Source organism: Alicycliphilus denitrificans K601, from assembly GCF_000204645.1.
GTDB classification, from domain to species: Bacteria; Pseudomonadota; Gammaproteobacteria; order Burkholderiales; family Burkholderiaceae_C; genus Alicycliphilus; species Alicycliphilus denitrificans.
Window position 1 is genome coordinate 2,291,700 of sequence record NC_015422.1, and the last position, 21,276, is coordinate 2,312,975.

Consider the following 21,276-nt stretch of genomic DNA (forward strand, 5'->3'; position numbering starts at 1 on the left):
ATCGCAGCAAACCTACCAAGGATCTGGCATGAACGACCACAACCATCCGCACGGCAAGACGGACAGGGCCGCCTTGAACGCGATCCCAACGGCGCCAGGCGCTGCCCATGCCATCGATGGCGCTAAGCCCGGGGCGCCAGATGCCGCCATTTCCTATGTCTGCCCCATGCACCCCGAGGTGCGGCAGGACCGCCCGGGGCGCTGTCCAAAGTGTCAGATGCTGCTGGTACCCGATGGTGAGGCGGCGCAGAGTCACCCCCACGCCCATCACCATCACCATCACCATCACCATCACCATCAACACGGCCACCCCGCAGCCGGGCAGGCCCCGGCGGCTTCTGGCGCGGCGCCCCAGGAGACCCCGACCGGCACCATCTACACCTGCCCCATGCACCCCGAGATCCGGCAGGACCACCCCGGCAACTGCCCGATCTGCGGCATGACGTTGGAGCCCTTGATTCCGTTGGACGAGGAAGACAACAGTGAACTCGTCGATTTCCAGCGCCGCTTCTGGTGGACGCTGCCGCTCTCAGTGAGCGTCACCGTCCTGGCCATGTTCGGCCATCGCCTGGGTTGGTTCGCCATGGCAACGCAGAGCTGGATCGAGCTGGTGCTCTCGCTGCCCGTGGTGCTGTGGACCGGTTGGCCCTTCTTCGTACGCGGCTGGCAGTCTGTCATGAAACGCAGCCCGAATATGTGGACGCTGATCGGCCTGGGCACGGCGGCGGCCTTTGTCTACAGCGTCGTCGCCACCATCGCGCCGGGCGTGTTCCCCGAGTCGTTTGTCGCCATGGGCCGCGTGGCCGTGTACTTCGAGGCGGCCGTGGTCATCATCTCCCTGACCATGCTGGGCCAGATCCTGGAGCTGAAGGCGCGCTCGCAGACCTCGGCGGCCATCAAGTCCCTGCTGGGCCTGGCGCCGAAAACCGCACGGCGTATCAACGCCGACGGCAGCGAGGAAGATGTGCCGCTTAGCCATGTCCATGTCGGCGATGTACTGCGCGTGCGCCCCGGCGAGAAGGTGCCCGTCGATGGCCTGGTGACCGAAGGTCACAGCGCGGTGGATGAATCCATGCTCACCGGAGAACCCATTCCCGTGACCAAGCGCGCGGGCGACAAGCTGATCGGCGCCACGCTCAACACCAGCGGTGCACTGGTCATGCGCGCCGAGAAGGTCGGTGCGGCCACCATGCTGTCACAGATTGTGCAGATGGTGGCCAATGCCCAGCGCTCCAAGGCGCCGATGCAGCGCATGGCCGACGTGGTGGCTGGCAAGTTCGTGCTGGTCGTCGTAGCGATCGCCGTCGCCACTTTCTTCGTCTGGGGCCTGTTCGGGCCCGAGCCCAGTTGGGTGTTCGGCCTGATCAACGCGGTGGCGGTGCTGATCATTGCCTGCCCCTGCGCACTGGGGCTGGCCACGCCGATGTCGGTGATGGTGGCCACGGGCCGCGCGGCCACGCAGGGCGTGCTGTTCCGCGATGCCGGCGCGATTGAGAAGCTGCGCGAGGTGAACACGCTGATCGTCGATAAGACCGGCACGCTCACGGAAGGCCGGCCTGCCTTTGACACGGTCATTGCCGCCCCGGGCTTCGCGTCGGACGAAGTGCTGCGGCTGGCCGCCAGCCTAGACCAGGGCAGCGAGCACCCGCTGGCCGATGCCATCGTCTCCGCGGCGCGCGCCAAGGGCCTGGATCTTGCCAAGCCGACCGACTTCGAATCGGGCAGCGGCATCGGCGTGCGCGGCACGGTCGAGGGCCGGCGCCTGGCGCTGGGCAATAGCGCGCTCATGGAGCAGGAGGGCGTCGACGTGGCGCCCCTGAAGCTTGACGCCGAGCGGCTGCGCGGCGAGGGCGCGAGCGTCATGCACCTGGCCGTCGATGGGCACCTGGCCGGCCTGCTGGCCGTGACCGATCCCGTCAAGCCGAGCACGCCCGAGGCCATCCGCACGCTGCACGCCAGTGGCCTGCGCATCGTCATGGCCACGGGCGACGGCCTGACCACCGCGCGCGCCGTGGGCACCCGCCTGGGCATCGACGAGGTGCATGGCGAAGTCAAGCCGGCCGACAAGCTGGCCCTGGTCGAGCGGCTGCAGCACGACGGCCATGTGGTGGCCATGGCCGGCGATGGCATCAACGACGCACCGGCGCTGGCCCGGGCCGACGTGGGCGTGGCCATGGGCACCGGTACCGACGTGGCGATGAACAGCGGCCAGGTGACGCTCGTCAAGGGCGACCTGCGCGGCATCGCGGCGGCGCGCGAGATCTCCACGAGCACGGTGCGCAACATGCGCCAGAACCTGCTGTTTGCCTTCGTCTACAACGGCATCGGCGTGCCGATCGCCGCCGGCGTGCTTTATCCCATCACGGGCTGGTTGCTGTCCCCATTGATTGCAGCCCTGGCCATGAGTCTGAGCTCGGCCTCGGTGATCTTCAACGCACTGCGGCTACGGGGCGAGCCGCAGACAGCAAAAATTCCAAGCAAGGAGGACGCATCATGATGTACGGAATCGAATGGAACGGGTGGTTTGGCCTGCATTGGCTGACGATGCTGCTGGGCGCGGTGCTGATTGTGCTGCCGTTCTGGAAGATCTTCGCCAAGGCCGGATTTCCGGGCTGGTTCGGCCTGCTCATGGTCGTGCCCCTGGTCAACCTGATCGCGTTGTACGTGCTGGCGTTCTCGGAGTGGCCGGGGTCCAGGCGCGCTGCCGCCGAAACGCTGCCGGGCCCTCGGTAAGAGCAGCGCACATCCGACCATGGCTTGCATCCGAAGTATCGTCACGCACTGGGGCCGCCGGATCGTCGGCGGCTTGGTCGCGGCCCTGCTGTTCTCGCAGATGGCGCTGGCGATGTATGCCTGCCCCACGCCGGATGCGGACGCGCACGCGGCATCGATGCAGATGGCGGGCATGGCCATGGACGAAGCCGCCGGCATGTCCGCCATGCCGGGTTGTCATGCCATGCCAGGGACGATGGACGACGAGTCCCCGCAGTTGTGCCGTGTCCATTGCAGCGGTGACGCCAAGCCCGCACCGTCTCCGCAAGGACTGGACGTCCCATCTACTGCGGCGGCCCATGCGGTCTGGATTGCCTACCTGCTTCCCGGGGTGTTCGACCCGCAGTCCTCGACCGGCGCCAGGGCTGACCCAGCGTGGCTCGACCACCGAACGGGTTCTCTTCCCCTCTATCTCACTTTCCAAGTCCTGCGCAATTGACACCCCAGGTCGTGCCCGCCGTGCATTGACACGGCAGCACACGTGACTTCGTGGCTATCAATTTCGAGGACCATCATGCTTGTTTTTTCCTCTGGCGCTCCCGGCGAGCGTCGCCCCGCGCTTGGCCGTGTCGTTGTGCGTGCGATCTCGTACCGCGCATGGATACATCGGCTGAGCATCTTGAGCATCGCCGTTACTGGCAGCATGCTCGCCTCCAGCGGGGCCTACGCGCTCAGCTTTGCCGAAGCGAGGGAAATCGCCGAGCAGCAAAGCCCGCGCGTTTCCGCGCAGCGATTGCAGATCGATGCGGCCGCGTCGGCGGAGAAGGCCGCCGGCACGCTGCCGGACCCCAAGCTTTCAGTCGGCCTCGAAAACTTCCCCGTCAGCGGCATGGACCGCTGGAGCCTGACGCGGGAATCCATGACCGGGCAGCGCCTGGCCCTCATGCAGGAAGTTCCGAACCAGGCCAAACGCGAGGCCAAGGTCGCCAGCGCCCAGGCCCGCGTGGAGCGCGAGCGCGCGGCGTTGGTCTTGCAGCGCCTGCAGATACGCCAGGAACTCGGCCTGGCCTGGATTGCCGCGCAGGCCGTGGAGCAGCGTGACCGGCTGCTCGTGGAACTGCTGGCGGAAAACCAGCGCCTGCAGGACAGTCTCCCCGCGCGGGTGGCGGGCGGGTCGGCCCAGGCGGGCGACCTGCTCGCCGCGCAGCAGGAGGCGCTGGCGCTGTCGGATCGGCGCGACGACTTGCAACGGGACCGTGCCAAGGCCCGGGCCATGTTGCGGCGCTGGGTGGGTCCGCGTGCCGACGAGACACTGCGGGGCGATACCGGCCCGCTCATCCGTCCCGTGGCGCAGCTGCGCACCGATCTTTCCAGCCACGCCGAGCTGGCGCTGTACCCGGCGATGCAAAGCATGGCGCGGGCGGAGTCCCATGAGGCGCAATCGGAATCGCGCGGTGATTGGTCCTGGGAGGTCGCCTACACCCGACGTGATCGACGCTGGGGCGACATGGTGTCCTTCCAGGTGACCTTCGATCTGCCATGGCAGAAGGAACGGCGCCAGACGCCGATGATCCAGGCCAAACAGCGCGAGCTGGAGCGCCTGGAAGCCGAGCAGGAAGACGTGGCGCGCAAGCATCTGCAGGAGCTCGACGACAGCGCAGCCGAACTGCAGGCCCTGGACAGCCAGATCGAGCGCCTCAAGTCCACCGGCTTGCAATTGGCGCAGGGGCGAGCGGACCTTGCGCTGAGCAACTACCGGGCCGCCAAGGGCGACCTGGGCGCCGTGCTCAGTGCACGTGTCCAGGTGCTGGAGGCGCGCCTGCGCCTGATCGACCTGCAAGCCCAGCGCGATGGCGTGACCACGCGCCTGAACAGCCTGATCGCCGACTAGCGGAGACCAACACCATGCATACCTCTTTGAAGAAATCCGTCGCGGGCCTGACTCTGATCGCCCTGGGCGTGGCCGCGGGCTGGGGCTTGTCCCAATGGCGTGCCGGCACCACGCATGCCGCGGATGGCGCGGATTCCCACGCCGCAGCGACCACCGAGCGCAAGGTGCTGTACTGGTACGACCCCATGTCGCCGACGCAGAAGTTCGACAAGGCCGGCAAGTCCCCCTTCATGGACATGGACCTGGTGCCCAAGTACGCGGACGAGGACGATAAGGACGGCAAGGGTCTGAGCGTCTCCTCCCAGACCGTGCAGGCGCTGGGCCTGCGCACGGCCGAGGTGGTGCGGCGCGCCATCGCCGCCGACGTGGACGTGGTGGGCACGGTACTGCTCAACGACCGCGATGTGAGCATCGTGCAGGCCCGCTCCGCGGGATTCGTGGAGCGGGTCTATGCGCGGGCGCCGGGCGACGTGATCGCCGCCGGCGCGCCGCTGGCGGACCTGCTGCTGCCCGAATGGGTGGCGGCGCAGCGCGAATTCCTGGCCGTGCGCGGACTCAGGGACGAGTCGCTGACCATGGCGGCCCGGCAAAGGCTGCTGCTGCTGGGCATGCCACAGGCCCTGGTGGTCCAGGTGGAGCGCACGGGCGAACCCAGGGGCATCTATACCGTGACCACGCCCCGGGGTGGCCTGTTGGCCGAACTCATGGTACGCCAGGGCATGACCGTTTCCGCGGGCGCAAGCCTGGCGCGCGTGAATGGCCTGGCCACCGTCTGGATCGAAGCCGCCGTACCCGAGGCGCAAAGCGGCCCGCTGCAACTGGGTCATGAGGCCCAGGTGCGCCTGGCGGCGTTTCCCGGCGAAGTCCTGAAGGCGCGCATCGTGAGCATCCTGCCGCAGGCCAACAGCGACACCCGCACGGTGCGTGTCCGGTTGGAGCTGGGCAATCCCGGCCAGCGCCTGAAGGCCGGCATGTCCGGCCAGATCACGCTCAAGGGCCGCGAGCAGCCCGCACTGCTGGTTCCCAGCGAGGCCGTCATCCGCACCGGCAGGCGCGCCCTGGCCTATGTGGTCCATGGCCCGGGTAAGTTCCACCCCGTGGACGTGCAGCTGGGTGCAGAGATCGGTGACCAACTCGTGGTGCAAGGCGGGCTGGAGGCGGGGCAGCAAGTGGTGGCTTCGGCGCAGTTCCTGATCGACTCGGAGGCCAGCCTGCGCGGGGTGCTGCCTGCACAGCCGAGCGCCTCCACACCAGTACAGGGACACGGCGAGCATGGCGTCTCCGCACCCCCGGCCGCGGCGGCCAACGCCTTCACGGTGCGCGGCGTGATAGAGGAGGTTTCCGCCACCGAGCTGACGCTGGCCCACGACGCCGTGCCGGCCCTCAAGTGGCCGGCCATGACCATGGGCTTCAGGCTGGCCGATCCGAAACTGGCTGTGGGCCTGGCACCCAAGCAGGCCGTGCGCTTCACCTTCGCCAAGCAGGGCGAGGACTACGTGATCACCGCCATCGAAAGGGCCAAGCCATGATCGCCAAGCTGATCCGCTGGTCGGTGGCGAACCGCTTTCTGGTGCTGCTGGCTACCGCCATGCTCGCGGCCTGGGGCATGTGGGGCGTGCGCAGCACGCCCGTGGACGCCCTGCCGGACCTGTCCGACGTGCAGGTCATCATCCGCACCAGCTACCCCGGCCAGGCGCCGCAGATCGTCGAGAACCAGGTCACCTATCCATTGGCCACCACCATGCTGTCGGTGCCGGGAGCCAAGACGGTGCGCGGTTTCTCGTTCTTCGGGGACTCATTCGTCTATGTGCTGTTCGAGGACGGCACCGACCTGTACTGGGCGCGCTCGCGCGTGCTCGAGTACCTGAACCAGGTTCAGGGACGCCTGCCGGCCACGGCCAAGCCGGCCCTGGGGCCCGATGCCACGGGGGTGGGCTGGATCTTCCAGTACGCGTTGCTGGACCGCACGGGCAAGAACGATCTGGCGCAGCTGCGCGCGCTGCAGGACTGGTTCCTGAAGTTCGAGCTCAAGAGCCTGCCGAACGTGGCGGAGGTGGCCTCGGTGGGCGGCATGGTCCGGCAGTACCAGGTCGTGCTCGATCCGATCAGGCTGGCATCCCATGGGCTCAGCCAAGGGCAGGTGCGTGATGCCCTGGTGAACGCCAACCAGGAAACCGGCGGCTCCGTGCTGGAGCTGTCGGGCGCCGAATACATGGTGCGCGCCAGCGGCTACCTGAAAAGCCTGGACGATTTCCGCGCTGTGCCGCTGGTGGCGCGTGGCGGCGTGCCGATACGCCTGGGCGACGTGGCCACGCTGCAGGTCGGGCCGGAAATGCGCCGCGGCATCGCCGAGCTCGATGGCGAGGGCGAGGTCGCTGGGGGCGTGGTCATCCTGCGCTCGGGCAAGAACGCCCAGGAAACGATCGCTGCCGTCAAGGCCAAGTTGGCGCAATTGCAGGCCAGCCTGCCCCAGGGGGTGGAGATCGTCACCACCTACGACCGCAGCGCGCTGATCGAGCGCGCCATCCGCAACCTCACGACCAAGCTGGGCGAGGAGTTCCTGGTCGTGGCCCTGGTCTGCGCGCTATTCCTGTGGCATCTGCGCTCGGCGCTGGTGGCCATCATTTCCCTGCCGCTGGGCGTGATGACGGCCTTCCTCGTCATGCGCTACCAGGGCATCAACGCCAACATCATGTCGCTGGGCGGCATTGCCATCGCCGTGGGTGCGATGGTGGATGCGGCCGTGGTCATGATAGAAAACGCGCACAAGAAGCTGGAGGCTTGGCAGCACGCGCATCCGGACAAGCGGCTGCAGGGCAAGGAGCGCTGGGAGGTCATCACGCACGCCGCCCAGGAAGTCGGCCCAGCGCTGTTCTTCTCGCTGCTCATCATCACGCTGTCGTTCATTCCCGTGTTCACCCTCGAAGCCCAGGAGGGCCGCCTGTTCGGGCCGCTGGCGTTCACCAAGACCTACGCCATGGCGGCGGCGGCGGGCCTGTCGGTGACGCTGATCCCGGTGCTCATGGGCTACTGGATTCGCGGTCGTATTCCGGATGAGCAGAAGAACCCCATCACCCGCATGCTGATCGCGGTGTACCGGCCCGTCCTGGAATGGGTGCTGCGCCGGCCCAGGGCCACGCTGCTGATCGCGGTGTTGGCGCTGGCGACCACGGCCTGGCCGCTGGCCCGGCTAGGCGGCGAATTCCTACCCCGGCTCGACGAGGGCGACCTGCTCTACATGCCCTCGGCCCTGCCGGGGCTGTCGGCGCAGCGGGCCACGGAGCTGCTGCAGCTCAGCAACCGCATGATCAAGACCGTGCCCGAGGTCGAACGCGTGTTCGGCAAGGCCGGGCGCGCGGAAACGGCCACCGACCCGGCGCCGCTGGAGATGTTCGAGACCACGGTGAAGCTCAAGCCCCGGGAACAATGGCGTGCCGGCATGACGCCCGAGAAGCTGGTCGAGGAACTGGACCACGCGGTGAAGATCCCGGGCCTGTCCAACATCTGGATTCCGCCCATCCGTAACCGCATCGACATGCTGGCCACCGGCATTAAGAGCCCGATCGGCGTCAAGGTGACGGGTAACGACCTGCATGTGATCGACCGCATCGCGGCCGAAGTGGAACAGGTCGCCAAGAATGTTCCAGGCGTGACTTCGTCCCTGGCGGAGCGGCTGACCGGCGGTCGCTATGTGGACGTGCAGATCGACCGAGTGGCGGCGGGGCGCTATGGGCTGAACGTGGCCGATGTCCAGGCCGTCGTAGCAGGCGCCATCGGTGGGGAAACCGTCTCGGAAACCGTAGAGGGCCTGGCGCGCTTCCCGATCAATCTGCGCTATCCGCGCGAATGGCGGGATTCGCCGCAGCGTTTGGCCCAACTGCCCATCTCCACCCCCATGGGGCAGCAGATCACGCTGGGCACGGTCGCGCACATCGCCATCACCGATGGCCCGCCCATGCTCAAGAGCGAGAACGCCCGCCCTTCCGGCTGGGTGTACGTGGATGTGCGCGGGCGCGATCTGGCCTCGGTGGCCAACGAGCTTCGCGATGCGATCGGCCGTCAGGTCAAGCTGGAGCCGGGAGTGAGCATTGCGTACTCGGGACAGTTCGAGTACATGGAGCGGGCCAATGCACGCCTGAAGGTCGTGGTGCCGGCCACCTTGTTGATCATCTTCGTCCTGCTGTACCTGACCTTTGGGCGCGTCGATGAGGCCGGCTTGATCATGGCCACCTTGCCGTTCGCCCTCACGGGGGGCATTTGGTTCCTGTACCTGATGAACTACAACCTCTCCATCGCCACGGGCGTCGGCTTCATCGCCCTGGCGGGCGTTGCAGCAGAGTTCGGCGTGGTCATGCTCATCTATTTGAAGCACGCTTTGGATGAGCGTTGCCCCGACGGCCGACGGCCAACGCAGGAAGAACTGCTGGATGCGATCCGGGAAGGCGCCGTGCTGCGCGTGCGGCCCAAGGCGATGACTGTAGCGGTCATCCTGGCAGGCCTGGTGCCGATCGTCTGGGGCAGTGGCACGGGTTCGGAGGTCATGAGCCGTATTGCGGCGCCGATGCTGGGGGGGATGGTGACTGCGCCGTTGCTGTCGCTGTTCGTGATTCCTGCGGCTTTCGTCTTGATGCGCAGGCCGCGCTAGCTTGGAATACCAGCCGGGTTGACTCATGGAACTACGCCACCTTCGCTACTTTATCGCAGTCGCAGAGGAACTTCACTTTGCTCGCGCAGCCGAGAAATTGCATATCGAGCAATCGCCGTTGTCGCGCGCGATCAAAGAGCTGGAAGAAGAACTGGGCGTGATGCTGTTCGCCCGCACCACGCGCAGCACCCGGCTGACTCGCGCCGGTAAGTTGTTCCTGGAGCATGTGCAGCGTGTCTTCACGGCTTTGGAGCAGGCGCGCGACAGTGTGCAAGCCGCAGCCAACGGGTTCGACGGTCAGTTGCGTATCGCCTTGTCCGACGGCATCACTCCCTCACGTCTTCCGGCCTTGCTCGCGCGCAGCCGCGAAGAAGACCCAGAAGTTGAAGTTCGGCTGTTCGAGGTTCCGCTGGCCCAGCAGATCAAGGGGCTGCATGACGATCTGTACGACGCCGGATTCTCGATGGCCGAGGACGCGGGCGATGGCATCCTTGTAGAACCAGCCTGGGACGATCAGCTGATGGTGGCGGTGCCGGCACGCCACCCCGTATTGGCCTTCAAACGCATTCCTGTTGATTTCCACGCAAAGCTGACCCACCATTTCCATCGAATCTTGACCCACCCTGGTTCGTGAGCTTCACGCTCACGTTGTGGATAAGTTCTTGGTCGCCTTCTCCTTCTTGGTGGTCTGTGGTGGTTGCTGTGCGGAGCTATTCTTGAACCGGTAGCTGTCATTGCCGGTCTCAAGAATATGGCAGTGATGCGTGAGCCGGTCCAGCAGCGCCGTGGTCATCTTGGCATCTCCGAACACATTGGCCCACTCGCTAAAGCTCAGGTTGGTGGTGATCACGACGCTCGTGCGCTCGTACAGCTTGGACAGCAGGTGGAACAGCAAGGCTCCTCCTGACGTGCTGAATGGCAGGTAGCCCAGTTCATCCAGGATCACCAGATCGGCATAGGCTAGGCGGTGCGCGATCTGCCCCGGCTTGCCCTGGGCCTTCTCCTCTTCCAGTGCATTGACCAGCTCCACCGTGGAGAAGAACCGCACCCTGCGGTGATGGTGCTCAATGGCTTGCACCCCGAGGGCTGTGGCGATGTGGGTCTTGCCCGTACCCGGTCCACCCACCAGCACCACGTTGTTGGCGTTCTCCAAGAATTCGCAGCGGTGCAACTGGCGTACCAATGCCTCGTTCACCTCGCTGTGGCTGAAGTCAAACCCAGCCAGGTCCCGGTACGCAGGGAACCTGGCCACCTTGAGTTGGTAGGCCACAGAGCGCACCTCCCGCTCGGCGGTCTCGGCCTTGAGCAGTTGGGACAGGATGGGCTGCGCTGCGTCGAAGGCCGGCGCACCTTGCTCAGCCAGTTCCGCAACCGCCTGGGCCATGCCGTGCATCTTGAGCTCGCGCAGCATGATCACGATGGAAGCGATGGCAGGGTCATGACGCATAGCGCACCTCCCTCAATTGGTCATAGCGCAGCACGTTGGCCTGGGGTTCCACAGACAGCTTGAGGGCCTGGGGCGAGGTGACCGGTGCTGGGGCGGGCTTACCGTCCAGCAGGCGGTGCAGCACGTTCAGGATGTGGGTCTTGCTGGCAGCCCCTGACTCCAGTGCCAACTCCACTGCAGCGAGCACAGCTTGTTCATCGTGGTGCAGCACCAGAGCCAGAACCTCCACCATCTCTCGGTCGCCGCCTGGCTGCTTCAAGAGGGCGGCCTGCAGGCGCTTGAAGGCTGCTGGCAGTTCCAGGAATGGAGCACCATTGCGCAAGGCCCCGGGCTTGCGCTGCAGCACTGCCAGGTAGTGGCGCCAGTCGTACACGGTCTGTCCCGCACCATGGTGGTTACGCTCGATCAGGCGCTGATGCTCGCACACGATCTGGCCTTCGGCGGCGACCACCAGGCGATCGGCGTAGACCCGCAGGCTCACCGGCCGATTGGCATAAGGCGCCGGCACGCTGTAGCGGTTGCGCTCGAAGTGGACGAGGCAGGTGGGTGAGACGCGTTTGGTGTGCTCCACAAAGCCATCGAAGGGCCGGGGCATTGGCATCAAGTCGTTCTTCTCCTCGGTCCAGATGTCCGCGACGGTGCCCGGCAGCTTGCCGTGCTCGATCTCGTGCCACAGCGCCACGCAGCGCTCTTCAAGCCATGCATTGAGATCGGGCAGGCTTGGGAATGGCGGCACTACCTGCCACAGGCGATGGCGGGCATCGCGCACGTTCTTCTCCACCTGGCCCTTCTCCCAGCCCGAAGCAGGATTGCAGAACTCGGCCTCGAACAGGAAGTGGCTGACCATGGCCGCAAAGCGCGCATTGACGTCGCGCTCCTTGCCACGGCGCACCCGGTCTACGGCGGTGCGCATGTTGTCGTAGATGCCACGGCGGGGCACACCGCCCAGGACTGCGAATGCATGGTTGTGGGCATCGAACAGCATCTCGTGCGTTTGCAGCGGATAGGCGCGCAGGTAGAACGCTCGGCTGTGGCTGAGCTTGAAGTGGGCTACCTGCAGCTTGGTGCGCACGCCGGCGAGAACAGCCCAGTCCTCGCTCCAGTCGAACTGGAAGGCCTCACCCGGACCGAAGGCCAGGGGAACGAAGGTGCCGCGGCCAGTGGTCTGCTGGGCCACAAGGCGCTGCTCGTGCCAGAGGCGGGCAAAGGCCGCTACGCGGTTGTAGGAGCCGCCATAACCGAGCGCCTGCAGATCCACGTACATCTGCTTGACGGTGCGGCGCTGCTTGCGGGATCGGCCAGCTTCCGTCTTGAGCCAGCCAGCGAGCTTCAAGGCGAAGGGATCGAGCTTGGATGGACTGACCCGCTTGGCATAGTGCGGCTCGGCCTCGCCTACGCGCAGGTACTTGCGGATGGTGTTGCGCGAGAGGCCCGTGCGGCGGGCTATCTCCCGGATGGACAGCTGCTCTCGCAGGGCCCAGCGCCTGATGACACTCAGTGTTGCCACGTCTATCACTCCTGGTCTCCTGCTGCTCAGCAAAGCAGCAGGTTAGGGTTAGTACGTGGGTCAGGTTTGGATGGAAATCCCGGGGGTTAGTGGGTCACTTCTGCGTGGAAATCAACAAGCCGATCCATGAAGTGCTGTTCACGACGCTGCGGGACATCCGGCACGACTACGAGCACAACTTCCAAGGCATGACGACCGAGCCGGTGCCGCTTGATGCGCTGCTCGCCGCGCGAGAACGCATGGTGCGCGAAATCCAGCAGGGTTTGGATAGCGATGAGCGGCGCTTCCTGCTGTCGCTGGCCGTTGGCACGCCGGAGTGGTCATTGCTGGACATCGCGCACCTCGAACACCTGCCGGGCATCCGCTGGAAGCTGCACAACCTGGCGCGGTTGCGGAAGACCGATGCGAAGAAGTTTGCCGAGCAGGCCGACTTGCTCGCCACGCGACTGGCTGCGGTATCCTGAGCGCTGATTGATGATGAGCCGATGCCGCGTAAACCCGCGCCAGCAAAGGACCTGTTTTTCTGACGGTAAAAGCGACGGTAACGGCCTATGTCGATCAAAGCAAATCCCTTTAACCACGCGGACTTGCGTGAGCTGTTGATGATCGAGTGGGAGTGAAATCAGGTCCTTCGGGGACTATCGCCAGTTATCGAAAAATCGCCGTAAGTAGTTGATTTATAAGAATTTTCTTCTCGGTGGCTATCGGTGGCTATCGCCGGCCAGCAAAAACGGTTGTCGGTAGAACTGGCGGTAAGCGTCGAAGGCTTGATTAAGACCCTCCCGTTTACTATTGAGACCAAATCGGTCTTTGACGGTAAAACGCTCCCCTGGAAAGCTTATTTCATGCGGCTTTCCGGGCATCGACGGGTCTCCTGGCCCCTGACGGTAAAAGCCGTCGCGAACAGGAGCAAAAACCTCGATGTTGACCGACACAGCACTGCGCAATCTGAAGCCTAAGTCGTTGACTTATAAGGTTTCTGACCGGGATGGGATGTACGTGACGGTATCGCCCGCCGGTACCATCACCTTCCGCTACGATTACCGTCTCCACGGGCGTCGCGAGACCCTGACCATTGGCCGCTATGGCGCTCTGGGCATTTCGCTGGCGCTGGCCCGTGAAAAGCTGCTCGACGCCAAGAAGGCCGTCATGGCCGGCCGCTCCCCCGCGCTGGAGAAACAGCGCGAAAAGCGCCGGCTGACTGCGGCCAAGAATTTCGGCGACCTGGCCCTCAAATGGCTGGCGGACGCCAAGATGGCCGACAGCACGCGTGCGATGCGCAAGCACGTCGTTGATCGCGACATCCTGCCGGTGTTCCAGAACCGGCTGCTCAACGAAATCACCGCAGATGACCTGCGGGCCTTGTGCAACAGGGTGAAGGCGCGAGGGGCACCTGCGACGGCGGTGCATGTCCGCGACATCGTGAAGCAGATCTATGCCTTCGCCATCCTGCATGGCGAGAAGGTGGACAACCCGGCCAACGATGTGGCTGCGGCTTCGATCGCGACCTTTGTCCCGAAAGACCGGGCGCTTTCGCCGACCGAGATCCGGCTGGCATTCCATCAACTGGAGTCCATCGCGACCTATCCGACGATCCGCCTGGCGCTGCGCATGGTCTTGCTGACCCTGGTGCGCAAGAGCGAACTGATCGAGGCCACCTGGAGCGAGATCGACTTCGAGAATGCCACCTGGACGATTCCGAAGCAGCGCATGAAGGGGCGCAACCCGCACGTGGTCTATCTGTCGCGGCAGGCCCTGGACATGCACAACTGCGCCGGCCCTGCTGGGCTGCAGCACTTGCCGATCCACGTTGTGACGCAGACGAAAAAGCCCGCAGGCAACTGGTGCTTGCGGGCTTGTAAGCGCCTAAATCCTCTCCAAGCGGCCTGCGCGAAGGCAGGCGCTGGCAGGATCAGGGCACGTCGCGGCGCGGCGAGCCGGTGAAGAGCTGGCGCGGGCGGCCGATCTTGTACTCGGGGTCGCCGATCATCTCGTTGAGCTGGGCGATCCAGCCCACGGTGCGGGCCAGTGCGAAGATGCCGGTGAACAGGTTCACCGGGATGCCGATGGCGCGCTGTACGATGCCGGAGTAGAAGTCCACGTTCGGGTAGAGCTTGCGCTGCACAAAGTAGTCGTCTTCCAGCGCGATCTTCTCGAGCTGCTTGGCCAGCGCGAACAGCGGGTCCTTCTCCAGGCCCAGCTCGGCCAGTACCTCGTTGCAGGTCTCTTGCATGAGCTTGGCACGCGGGTCGTAGTTTTTGTACACGCGGTGGCCGAAGCCCATGAGCTTGACGCCGGAGTTCTTGTCCTTGACCTGTTCCATGAACTCGCCCACCTTTGCCACGCCGCCGTTGGCCTGCAGGTGCTCGAGCATGTTCAGGCAGGCCTCGTTGGCGCCGCCGTGTGCCGGGCCCCACAGGCAGGCCACGCCGGCGGCAATGGCGGCAAACGGGTTCGTGCCCGAGGAGCCGCACAGGCGCACGGTGGAGGTGGAGGCGTTCTGCTCGTGGTCGGCATGTAGGATGAAGATGCGATCCATTGCACGCTCGATCACCGGGTTGACCTTGTAGTCCTCGCAAGGCGTGCCGAACATCATGCGCAGGAAGTTGCCGGCGTAGGACAGCTCGTTGCGCGGGTACATGAAGGGTTGGCCGACGCCGTACTTGTAGGCCATGGCCACCAGCGTGGGCAACTTGGAGATCAGGCGGATGGCCGAGATGTGGCGGTGCTCGGGGTTGTTGATGTCGGTGCTGTCGTGATAGAAGGCCGACAGCGCGCCGATCAGGCCCGTGAGCACGGCCATCGGGTGAGCATCACGACGGAAGCCGCGCAGGAAGAACTGCATCTGCTCGTGCACCATGGTGTGCTTGAGCACCAGCTTGTGGAAGTCGTCGCGCTGGCCGGCGTTGGGCAGCTCGCCGTTGAGCAACAGGTAGCACGTGTCCAGGTAGTCGCACTTGGTGGCCAACTGCTCGATGGGGTAGCCGCGGTACAGCAGCTCGCCCTTGTCGCCGTCGATGTACGTGATGGCCGACTGGCAGGAGGCGGTGGACAGAAAGCCCGGGTCATAGGTGAACATGCCCGTCTGGCCGTACAGCTTGCGGATGTCGATCACATCCGGGCCGATGCTGCCCTGGTACACGGGAAGCTCGACGCTCGGGCTGCCGTTGCTGAACGAGAGCGTCGCTTTGTTGTCTGCCAGTTTCATTTCCAGTTTCCTTGGGTTGGTTGCTCGGTGGGAGGGAGGGTCTGCCTCATGCACGCTGGCGCATTTGCTCCAATACGGCCCTGACCTGGTCGGTGTCGATTTCGCCTTCCGGTTCCTTGCGCCGCAGCAGCAGGTCCAGCAGATCGTTGTCGGGCAGATTCATCAGCATCGTTACCGCACGCCCCTGGCCGACTGTCAGGTTCGCGCCATGGCGCTCAAAAAAGCGCTCGATGAACAGATCGTTCTCGACCAGGCCGCGCCGGCTGCGCCAGCGCAGAACGGCAACATCGCGTGCATCGAGCAGTGCGTCGTCGGTCATGCTGGCGCTTTCCATGGTGATCAGATGGCGCGGCGCACCATCAGTTCCTTGATCTTGCTGATCGCGGCCGCAGGCTTGAGACCCTTGGGGCATACATCCACACAGTTCATGATGGTGTGGCAGCGGAACAGCCGGTAGGGGTCCTCCAGGTTGTCCAGGCGCTCGCCGGTGACCTTGTCGCGGCTGTCGGCGATGAAGCGGTAGGCTTGCAGGAGGCCTGCCGGGCCGACGAACTTGTCCGGATTCCACCAGAAGCTGGGGCAGGAGGTGGAGCAGCTCGCGCACAGAATGCACTCGTACAGGCCGTCGAGTTCCTCGCGCTCCTCAGGCGACTGCAGGCGCTCCTTGGAGGGCGACGTCGGCTCGTCGTTCTGCAGATAGGGCTTGATCGAGTGGTACTGGTTAAAGAACTGCGTCATGTCCACGATCAGGTCGCGGATCACGGGCAGGCCGGGCAGGGGCTTGAGGACGATGTCGCCCTGCAGCGTCTTCATGTTGGTGAGGCACGCCAGGCCGTTCTTGCCGTTGATGTTCATTGCGTCCGAACCGCACACGCCCTCGCGGCAGGAGCGGCGGAACGACAGCGAAGGGTCCTGCTTCTTGAGCTTGAGCAGCGCGTCCAGCAGCATGCGCTCATGGCCGTCGAGCTCCACCTGCAGCGTCTGCATGTAGGGCTTGGCGTCCTTGTCCGGGTCGTAGCGATAGATCTTGAAAGTGCGTTGCATGGTATTTCTTTCGTGGGACTGCGCAGGCTTAGAACGTGCGAACCTTCGGAGGGATGCTGTCCACTGTCAGCGGCTTCATGTTCACCGGCTTGTAGGTCAGGCTGTTGGTCTGGCTGTGCCACAGCGTGTGCTTGAGCCAGTTGACGTCGTCGCGGCCCAGCGGCGCGGTGGGGTGGTCGGCGGGGTGTTCGTAATCGTCCACCGTGTGGGCGCCGCGGCATTCCTTGCGCGCAGCGGCCGAGACCATGGTGGCCTGCGCCACCTCGATCAGGTTGTCTACCTCCAGCGCTTCCATGCGGGCGGTGTTCCAGACCTTGGACTTGTCCTTGAGCCCGATCGAGGAGACGCGCTCGCGGATGGCGGCGATCTTCTCCACGCCTTCGTCCATGCCCTTTTGCGTGCGGAACACGCCGGCGTGGGACTGCATGGTCTGGCGGATATCGTTGGCCAGATCCTGTGCGTAGACACCGTCCTTGGAGTCTTCCAACTGGTTCAGGCGCGCCAGCGTGCGGTCGCTGGCATCGGCCGGAACGGCATGGTGGTCGCCAAAGCCCTTCACGAATTCGACGATGTGCTTGCCTGCGGATTTGCCGAACACCAGCAGGTCCAGCAGCGAGTTGGTGCCCAGGCGGTTGGCGCCATGCACCGACACTGCGGCACATTCGCCCACGGCGTACAGGCCATTGACGACGTTGTTCTTCTCGCCGTCCCACACCACGACCTGGCCGTGGACGTTGGTCGGGATGCCGCCCATCTGGTAGTGAATGGTGGGCACCACGGGGATCGGCTCCTTGGTGATGTCCACGTTGGCGAAGTTGTGGCCGATCTCCTCCACCGAGGGCAGGCGCTTCCTGATGGTGTCCGCGCCCAGGTGGTCGAGCTTCATCAGGATGTAGTCCTTGTTCGGGCCGCAGCCGCGGCCTTCCTTGATCTCCTGGTCCATGGAGCGCGAGACGAAGTCGCGCGGGGCCAGGTCCTTCAAGGTGGGGGCGTAGCGCTCCATGAAGCGCTCGCCGTTGCTGTTGAGCAGGATGGCGCCTTCGCCGCGGCAGCCCTCGGTCAGCAGTACGCCCGCGCCGGCCACGCCGGTGGGATGGAACTGCCAGAACTCCAGGTCCTGCAGCGGAATGCCTGCGCGTGCGGCCATGCCGAGGCCGTCGCCGGTGTTGATGAAGGCGTTGGTCGATGCGGCGAAGATGCGGCCCGCGCCGCCCGTGGCCAGCAGCACGGCCTTGGCGTGCAGCTCGTACAGGTCGCCGGTTTCCAGTTCCAGCGCGGTCACGCCGACCACGTCGCCGGCGCTGTTGCGGATCAGGTCCAGTGCCATCCATTCCACGAAGAAGTTGGTCTTGGACTCGACGTTCTTCTGGTACAGCGTGTGCAGCATGGCGTGGCCGGTGCGGTCGGCGGCGGCGCAGGCGCGCTGCACGGGCTTCTCGCCGTAGTTGGCGGTGTGGCCGCCGAAGGGGCGCTGGTAGATGGTGCCGTCGGGGTTGCGGTCGAACGGCATGCCGAAGTGTTCCAGCTCGATCACCACGTTGGGTGCCTCGCGGCACATGAATTCCACCGCGTCCTGGTCGGACAGCCAGTCACCGCCCTTGATGGTGTCGTAGAAGTGGTAGTGCCAGTTGTCCTCGCTCATATTGCCGAGCGATGCGGATACGCCGCCCTGGGCGGCTACGGTGTGCGAGCGGGTGGGGAAGACCTTGGACAGGCAGGCCACGGAGAGGCCGGCGCGCGAGAGTTCGAGCGAGGCGCGCATGCCGGAGCCGCCGGCGCCGACGATGACGACATCGAATTTGCGAACGGCAATGTCTTTTTTGGTGTAACTCATGGTCGTGGGGAATGGGGGCTAAAGGGGGATGCAATGGGCGGTGCTATGGTTCACAGGCGCCACAGCACCTGCACGGCCCAGCCGCCGCAGCTGACCAGCCAGATGATCGACAGGGCTTGCAGCACGAGGCGCAGACCGGCCGGCTTGGCGTAGTCGTACCAGACGCTGCACACGCCCACCCAGGCATGCCAGATCACCGCGACGATGACGGAGAACGTGAGCGCCTTCATCCACTGCGGCGCGAAGATGCCGGCCCAGGTGTCGTAGCCGATGGGGCCCGAGGTGAACAGCAGCTTGCACAGCACCAGCAGGGTGAACACGCCGATCAGCACGGCGGTGATGCGTTGCACCAGGAAGTCGCGCCAACCGTAATGGGCGCCGACGACGGTGCGCTTGTAGCCGTAGGTTGCAGACATTGTTTTTCTCCTTGGTTTCTCGAGTCAGTACAGGCCAAACAGCTTGGCGCCCAGAATCACAGTCAGCATGATGCTGAAGACCAGCGTGGCCGCGGCGGAGTGGCGGCCAAAGTCCTTGGTCGTCTTGTGTGTCACGTCCAGTACCAGGTGGCGCACGCCTGCGGCCAGGTGGTGCAGGTAGGACCAGATCAGCGCCAGCACGACCAGCTTGACGAACCAGGCGGGCACGAAGCCGATCCCGGTGGTGAAAGCAGCGGTGAAGCTGCCGAACGAAATTTCGGAAGACACCGATTTGTCGAACAGCCAGATGATGAAAGGCAGCAACAGGAACAGGATCAGGCCGCTGATGCGGTGCATGCCGGAGACGAGCGCGGCCAGTGGCCAACGGTAGCTCGGCAGGTCCTTGAAGGCGTGGATGTTGCGGAATTCAGGCCTTTTTTTGGCTAGCTGGGTCATGGCAAGTGCTTTCGTGGATGTAACTGCGTTGTAATCGTGTCGGTGCGGACAACCCAAAATTCTATTGCAATGCACCATGGTGCTGTTGCGGCAACTGCGTATTCTGGCCCGCATTGCGCCGCGATGCGGCTGCGCTGGATCAGTAAGGAGTCAACTCAATTCGTTGTAATAGTGGTGTGTATCGGTTCGGTACAGGCCCCGGCGCAGTTCCATGGGGGCGTCGTTGTAGGTGTATGCCAGCCGCTCCACGCTCAGCAGCGGCGTGCTGCAGGTCACATTCAACCACTGCGCCTGGGTCTCGTCCGGTAGCACGGCGCGTATCTTTTCTTCGGCGCGCACCATGCGAACGCCGAAGTCGATCTCGAACATGGCATAGGTGGGGCCCTGGTAATGGGCCATCTGCTCGGCTGTCAGCCCCTTGAACGCCTGGCCGGGCAGCCAGATGTCCTCAAGGATGGTGGGCACGCCCGTGAACGAGAGGATGCGCTTGATCTGGATCACCGGATCACCGGCGCGCAAGGCGAGTATGCGCGCAACCTCCACGCTGGCGCGTGCCCGGCGGCATTCCAGGATGGTGCGCTGAGCAGGGCCTTCGACGCTGGCGTCCCCCTCGTCGGGCAGCAGCTTGAGGAAACGGTACTGTACCTGGCGTTCGGTATGGGTGGACACGAAGGTGCCCTTGCCCTGACGGCGGGTGACGAGGTTTTCGGCGGCAAGCTCGTCGATGGCCTTTCGCACGGTCCCCTGGCTCACGCGAAAGCGTGCCGCCAGTTCGATTTCGCTCGGGATGGCCTCGCCGGGCTTCCATTCGCCATGCTGCAGGCTGTGCAGGATGAGGCCCTTGATCTGCTGATACAGCGGGCTGAAGGCCGGCGTGACGGACCCCACGCTGCCGCTCATGGAGGGCGGGTCTTCGGTGCTGGGCGGGGGAGGGGGCGGCATGGCGGTGCGGGCGGTACTATGGAGGCTGATCATATCTTATATAAGACATAAGACAAATTGACCCTCTGCATGAATCAGCAGTAAACTTGCCCCTTGTTTTGCGGGGCACGGGCTGCTGATGACTGGCGCTGGTGCCACCTTGCACCAACACCTTTTTTGTCACTTCCTTCTGGAGTCTTTTCATGAGCAAGAAGCCCGTTCGCGTCGCAGTTACCGGCGCCGCCGGCCAAATCGGCTACGCCCTGCTGTTTCGCATCGCCTCCGGCGAAATGCTGGGCAAGGACCAACCCGTCATCCTGCAGTTGCTGGAAATCCCCGACGAGAAGGCACAGAACGCCCTCAAGGGCGTGATCATGGAGCTCGAAGACTGCGCCTTCCCGCTGCTGGCCGGCATCGAGGCCCACAGCGACCCCATGACTGCGTTCAAGGACACCGACTACGCCCTGCTGGTCGGCGCCCGTCCGCGTGGCCCCGGCATGGAGCGCGCCGACCTGCTGGCAGCCAACGCGCAGATCTTCACGGCCCAGGGCAAGGCGCTGAACGCCGTGGCCTCGCGCAACGTCAAGGTGCTGGTCGTGGGCAACCCCGCCAACACCAACGCCTACATCGCCATGAAGTCGGCCCCCGATCTGCCGCGCGAGAACTTTACCGCCATGCTGCGCCTGGACCACAACCGCGCCGCCAGCCAGATCGCCGCCAAGATCGGCTGCTCCGTGGGCGACATCGAGAAGCTATGCGTCTGGGGCAACCACTCGCCCACCATGTACGCCGACTACCGCTTCGCCACGGTGGATGGCAAGTCCGTCAAGGACGCCATCAACGACCATGACTGGAACGCCAACGTGTTCCTGCCCACCGTGGGCAAGCGCGGCGCGGCCATCATCGCCGCGCGCGGCTTGTCGTCGGCCGCCTCGGCCGCCAACGCCGCCATCGACCACATGCGCGACTGGGCTCTGGGCACCAACGGCAAGTGGGTCACCATGGGCATCCCGTCCAATGGCGAATACGGCATTCCCAAGGATGTCATGTTCGGCTACCCCGTTACCACCGAGGGCGGCAAGTACAAGATCGTCGAAGGCCTGCCCATCGACGCCTTCTCGCAAGAGTGCATCAACAAGACCCTGGCCGAGCTGCAGGGCGAGCAGGACGGCGTCAAGCACCTGCTGTAATCCGG

Annotated in this window: 17 protein-coding genes and 2 pseudogenes; 10 read left to right on the forward strand and 9 right to left on the reverse strand. The window is 64.8% G+C overall.

Annotated elements, in window-relative coordinates; all coding sequences use genetic code 11:
- The first annotated feature begins 28 nt into the window (after positions 1–28).
- The 7 genes and pseudogenes from ALIDE2_RS10935 to ALIDE2_RS10965 all read left to right on the forward strand — a co-directional run.
- Positions 29–2,497, forward strand: a complete 2,469-nt coding sequence (locus tag ALIDE2_RS10935) for a copper-transporting P-type ATPase (protein WP_013722102.1) — start codon at positions 29–31, stop codon at positions 2,495–2,497.
- Positions 2,494–2,733 carry a hypothetical protein gene (locus tag ALIDE2_RS10940; protein WP_013722103.1) on the forward strand — a complete coding sequence of 80 codons (240 nt, stop codon included), beginning with the start codon at positions 2,494–2,496 and terminating at the stop codon, positions 2,731–2,733. The genes ALIDE2_RS10935 and ALIDE2_RS10940 overlap by 4 nt, the downstream gene beginning before the upstream one ends.
- Positions 2,734–2,752: 19 nt before the next feature.
- Positions 2,753–3,211 (forward strand): hypothetical protein, encoded by a 459-nt coding sequence (locus ALIDE2_RS10945; protein ID WP_013722104.1) that lies wholly within the window; start codon positions 2,753–2,755, stop codon positions 3,209–3,211.
- A 75-nt stretch (positions 3,212–3,286) separates the two neighbouring features.
- A complete protein-coding gene (locus ALIDE2_RS10950) occupies positions 3,287–4,603 on the forward strand; it encodes a TolC family protein (RefSeq protein WP_013722105.1) in 1,317 nt (438 codons plus the stop codon).
- 14 nt (positions 4,604–4,617) lie between these two features.
- Positions 4,618–6,132 (forward strand): efflux RND transporter periplasmic adaptor subunit, encoded by a 1,515-nt coding sequence (locus tag ALIDE2_RS10955; RefSeq protein ID WP_013722106.1) that lies wholly within the window; start codon positions 4,618–4,620, stop codon positions 6,130–6,132.
- Positions 6,129–9,248 (forward strand): efflux RND transporter permease subunit, encoded by a 3,120-nt coding sequence (locus ALIDE2_RS10960; protein ID WP_013722107.1) that lies wholly within the window; start codon positions 6,129–6,131, stop codon positions 9,246–9,248. Before ALIDE2_RS10955 ends, ALIDE2_RS10960 begins: the two co-directional genes overlap by 4 nt.
- A 25-nt stretch (positions 9,249–9,273) precedes the next feature.
- A pseudogene (locus tag ALIDE2_RS10965) lies at positions 9,274–9,825 on the forward strand (LysR family transcriptional regulator); the annotation flags it as partial.
- 66 nt (positions 9,826–9,891) lie between these two features.
- Here ALIDE2_RS10965 and istB read toward each other — a convergent pair.
- Both istB and istA read right to left on the reverse strand, forming a co-directional pair.
- The gene (gene istB / locus ALIDE2_RS10970; RefSeq protein ID WP_005800888.1) at positions 9,892–10,695 is read right to left on the reverse strand and encodes an IS21-like element ISThsp10 family helper ATPase IstB; all 804 of its coding nucleotides are present in this window, start codon (positions 10,693–10,695) and stop codon (positions 9,892–9,894) included.
- Positions 10,685–12,211, reverse strand: coding sequence for an IS21 family transposase (gene istA, locus ALIDE2_RS10975; protein WP_013721393.1), 1,527 nt, complete (start codon positions 12,209–12,211; stop codon positions 10,685–10,687). The genes istB and istA overlap by 11 nt, the downstream gene beginning before the upstream one ends.
- A 95-nt stretch (positions 12,212–12,306) precedes the next feature.
- On the opposite strand from istA, the gene ALIDE2_RS10980 reads away from it, so the two are divergent.
- The gene (locus tag ALIDE2_RS10980; RefSeq protein ID WP_238530126.1) at positions 12,307–12,666 is read left to right on the forward strand and encodes a hypothetical protein; all 360 of its coding nucleotides are present in this window, start codon (positions 12,307–12,309) and stop codon (positions 12,664–12,666) included.
- 457 nt (positions 12,667–13,123) lie between these two features.
- Positions 13,124–13,978 (forward strand): annotated as a pseudogene (locus tag ALIDE2_RS10985) (tyrosine-type recombinase/integrase); the annotation flags it as partial.
- Positions 13,979–14,114: 136 nt separating this feature from the next.
- On the opposite strand, the gene gltA reads toward ALIDE2_RS10985, so the two are convergent.
- From gltA to ALIDE2_RS11020, 7 genes are all read right to left on the reverse strand, one after another.
- On the reverse strand, positions 14,115–15,410 hold the full coding sequence (gltA, locus tag ALIDE2_RS10990) for a citrate synthase (protein WP_013518795.1): 1,296 nt from the start codon (positions 15,408–15,410) through the stop codon (positions 14,115–14,117).
- A 46-nt stretch (positions 15,411–15,456) separates the two neighbouring features.
- A complete protein-coding gene (locus tag ALIDE2_RS10995) occupies positions 15,457–15,729 on the reverse strand; it encodes an FAD assembly factor SdhE (protein ID WP_013518796.1) in 273 nt (90 codons plus the stop codon).
- Between the two features lie 20 nt (positions 15,730–15,749).
- Complete coding sequence (locus ALIDE2_RS11000) at positions 15,750–16,454, reverse strand: succinate dehydrogenase iron-sulfur subunit (protein WP_013722108.1); 705 nt, start codon at positions 16,452–16,454, stop codon at positions 15,750–15,752.
- Positions 16,455–16,482: 28 nt separating this feature from the next.
- The gene (gene sdhA, locus ALIDE2_RS11005; RefSeq protein ID WP_013518798.1) at positions 16,483–18,288 is read right to left on the reverse strand and encodes a succinate dehydrogenase flavoprotein subunit; all 1,806 of its coding nucleotides are present in this window, start codon (positions 18,286–18,288) and stop codon (positions 16,483–16,485) included.
- Positions 18,289–18,338: 50 nt separating this feature from the next.
- Positions 18,339–18,704: a succinate dehydrogenase, hydrophobic membrane anchor protein gene (gene sdhD, locus ALIDE2_RS11010; protein ID WP_013518799.1), complete on the reverse strand. Its 366-nt coding sequence runs from the start codon at positions 18,702–18,704 to the stop codon at positions 18,339–18,341.
- A gap of 24 nt (positions 18,705–18,728) precedes the next feature.
- A complete protein-coding gene (sdhC, locus tag ALIDE2_RS11015) occupies positions 18,729–19,160 on the reverse strand; it encodes a succinate dehydrogenase, cytochrome b556 subunit (RefSeq protein ID WP_013518800.1) in 432 nt (143 codons plus the stop codon).
- 150 nt (positions 19,161–19,310) lie between these two features.
- A complete protein-coding gene (locus ALIDE2_RS11020) occupies positions 19,311–20,102 on the reverse strand; it encodes a GntR family transcriptional regulator (protein ID WP_013518801.1) in 792 nt (263 codons plus the stop codon).
- A 182-nt stretch (positions 20,103–20,284) separates the two neighbouring features.
- Between ALIDE2_RS11020 and ALIDE2_RS11025 the strand changes: the two genes are divergently transcribed.
- Entirely contained in the window at positions 20,285–21,271 is a 987-nt protein-coding gene (locus ALIDE2_RS11025) for a malate dehydrogenase (protein ID WP_013518802.1), read from the forward strand.
- Positions 21,272–21,276: the final 5 nt, after the last annotated feature.

Coding starts and splice junctions, on each gene's coding strand:
- ALIDE2_RS10935 (WP_013722102.1), top strand. CDS start 29: ATGAACGACCACAACCATCCGCACGGCAAGACGGACAGGGCCGCCTTG.
- ALIDE2_RS10940 (WP_013722103.1), top strand. CDS start 2,494: ATGATGTACGGAATCGAATGGAACGGGTGGTTTGGCCTGCATTGGCTG.
- ALIDE2_RS10945 (WP_013722104.1), top strand. CDS start 2,753: ATGGCTTGCATCCGAAGTATCGTCACGCACTGGGGCCGCCGGATCGTC.
- ALIDE2_RS10950 (WP_013722105.1), top strand. CDS start 3,287: ATGCTTGTTTTTTCCTCTGGCGCTCCCGGCGAGCGTCGCCCCGCGCTT.
- ALIDE2_RS10955 (WP_013722106.1), top strand. CDS start 4,618: ATGCATACCTCTTTGAAGAAATCCGTCGCGGGCCTGACTCTGATCGCC.
- ALIDE2_RS10960 (WP_013722107.1), top strand. CDS start 6,129: ATGATCGCCAAGCTGATCCGCTGGTCGGTGGCGAACCGCTTTCTGGTG.
- istB (WP_005800888.1), bottom strand. CDS start 10,695: ATGCGTCATGACCCTGCCATCGCTTCCATCGTGATCATGCTGCGCGAG.
- gltA (WP_013518795.1), bottom strand. CDS start 15,410: ATGAAACTGGCAGACAACAAAGCGACGCTCTCGTTCAGCAACGGCAGC.
- ALIDE2_RS10995 (WP_013518796.1), bottom strand. CDS start 15,729: ATGACCGACGACGCACTGCTCGATGCACGCGATGTTGCCGTTCTGCGC.
- ALIDE2_RS11000 (WP_013722108.1), bottom strand. CDS start 16,454: ATGCAACGCACTTTCAAGATCTATCGCTACGACCCGGACAAGGACGCC.
- sdhA (WP_013518798.1), bottom strand. CDS start 18,288: ATGAGTTACACCAAAAAAGACATTGCCGTTCGCAAATTCGATGTCGTC.
- sdhD (WP_013518799.1), bottom strand. CDS start 18,704: ATGTCTGCAACCTACGGCTACAAGCGCACCGTCGTCGGCGCCCATTAC.
- sdhC (WP_013518800.1), bottom strand. CDS start 19,160: ATGACCCAGCTAGCCAAAAAAAGGCCTGAATTCCGCAACATCCACGCC.
- ALIDE2_RS11020 (WP_013518801.1), bottom strand. CDS start 20,102: ATGCCGCCCCCTCCCCCGCCCAGCACCGAAGACCCGCCCTCCATGAGC.
- ALIDE2_RS11025 (WP_013518802.1), top strand. CDS start 20,285: ATGAGCAAGAAGCCCGTTCGCGTCGCAGTTACCGGCGCCGCCGGCCAA.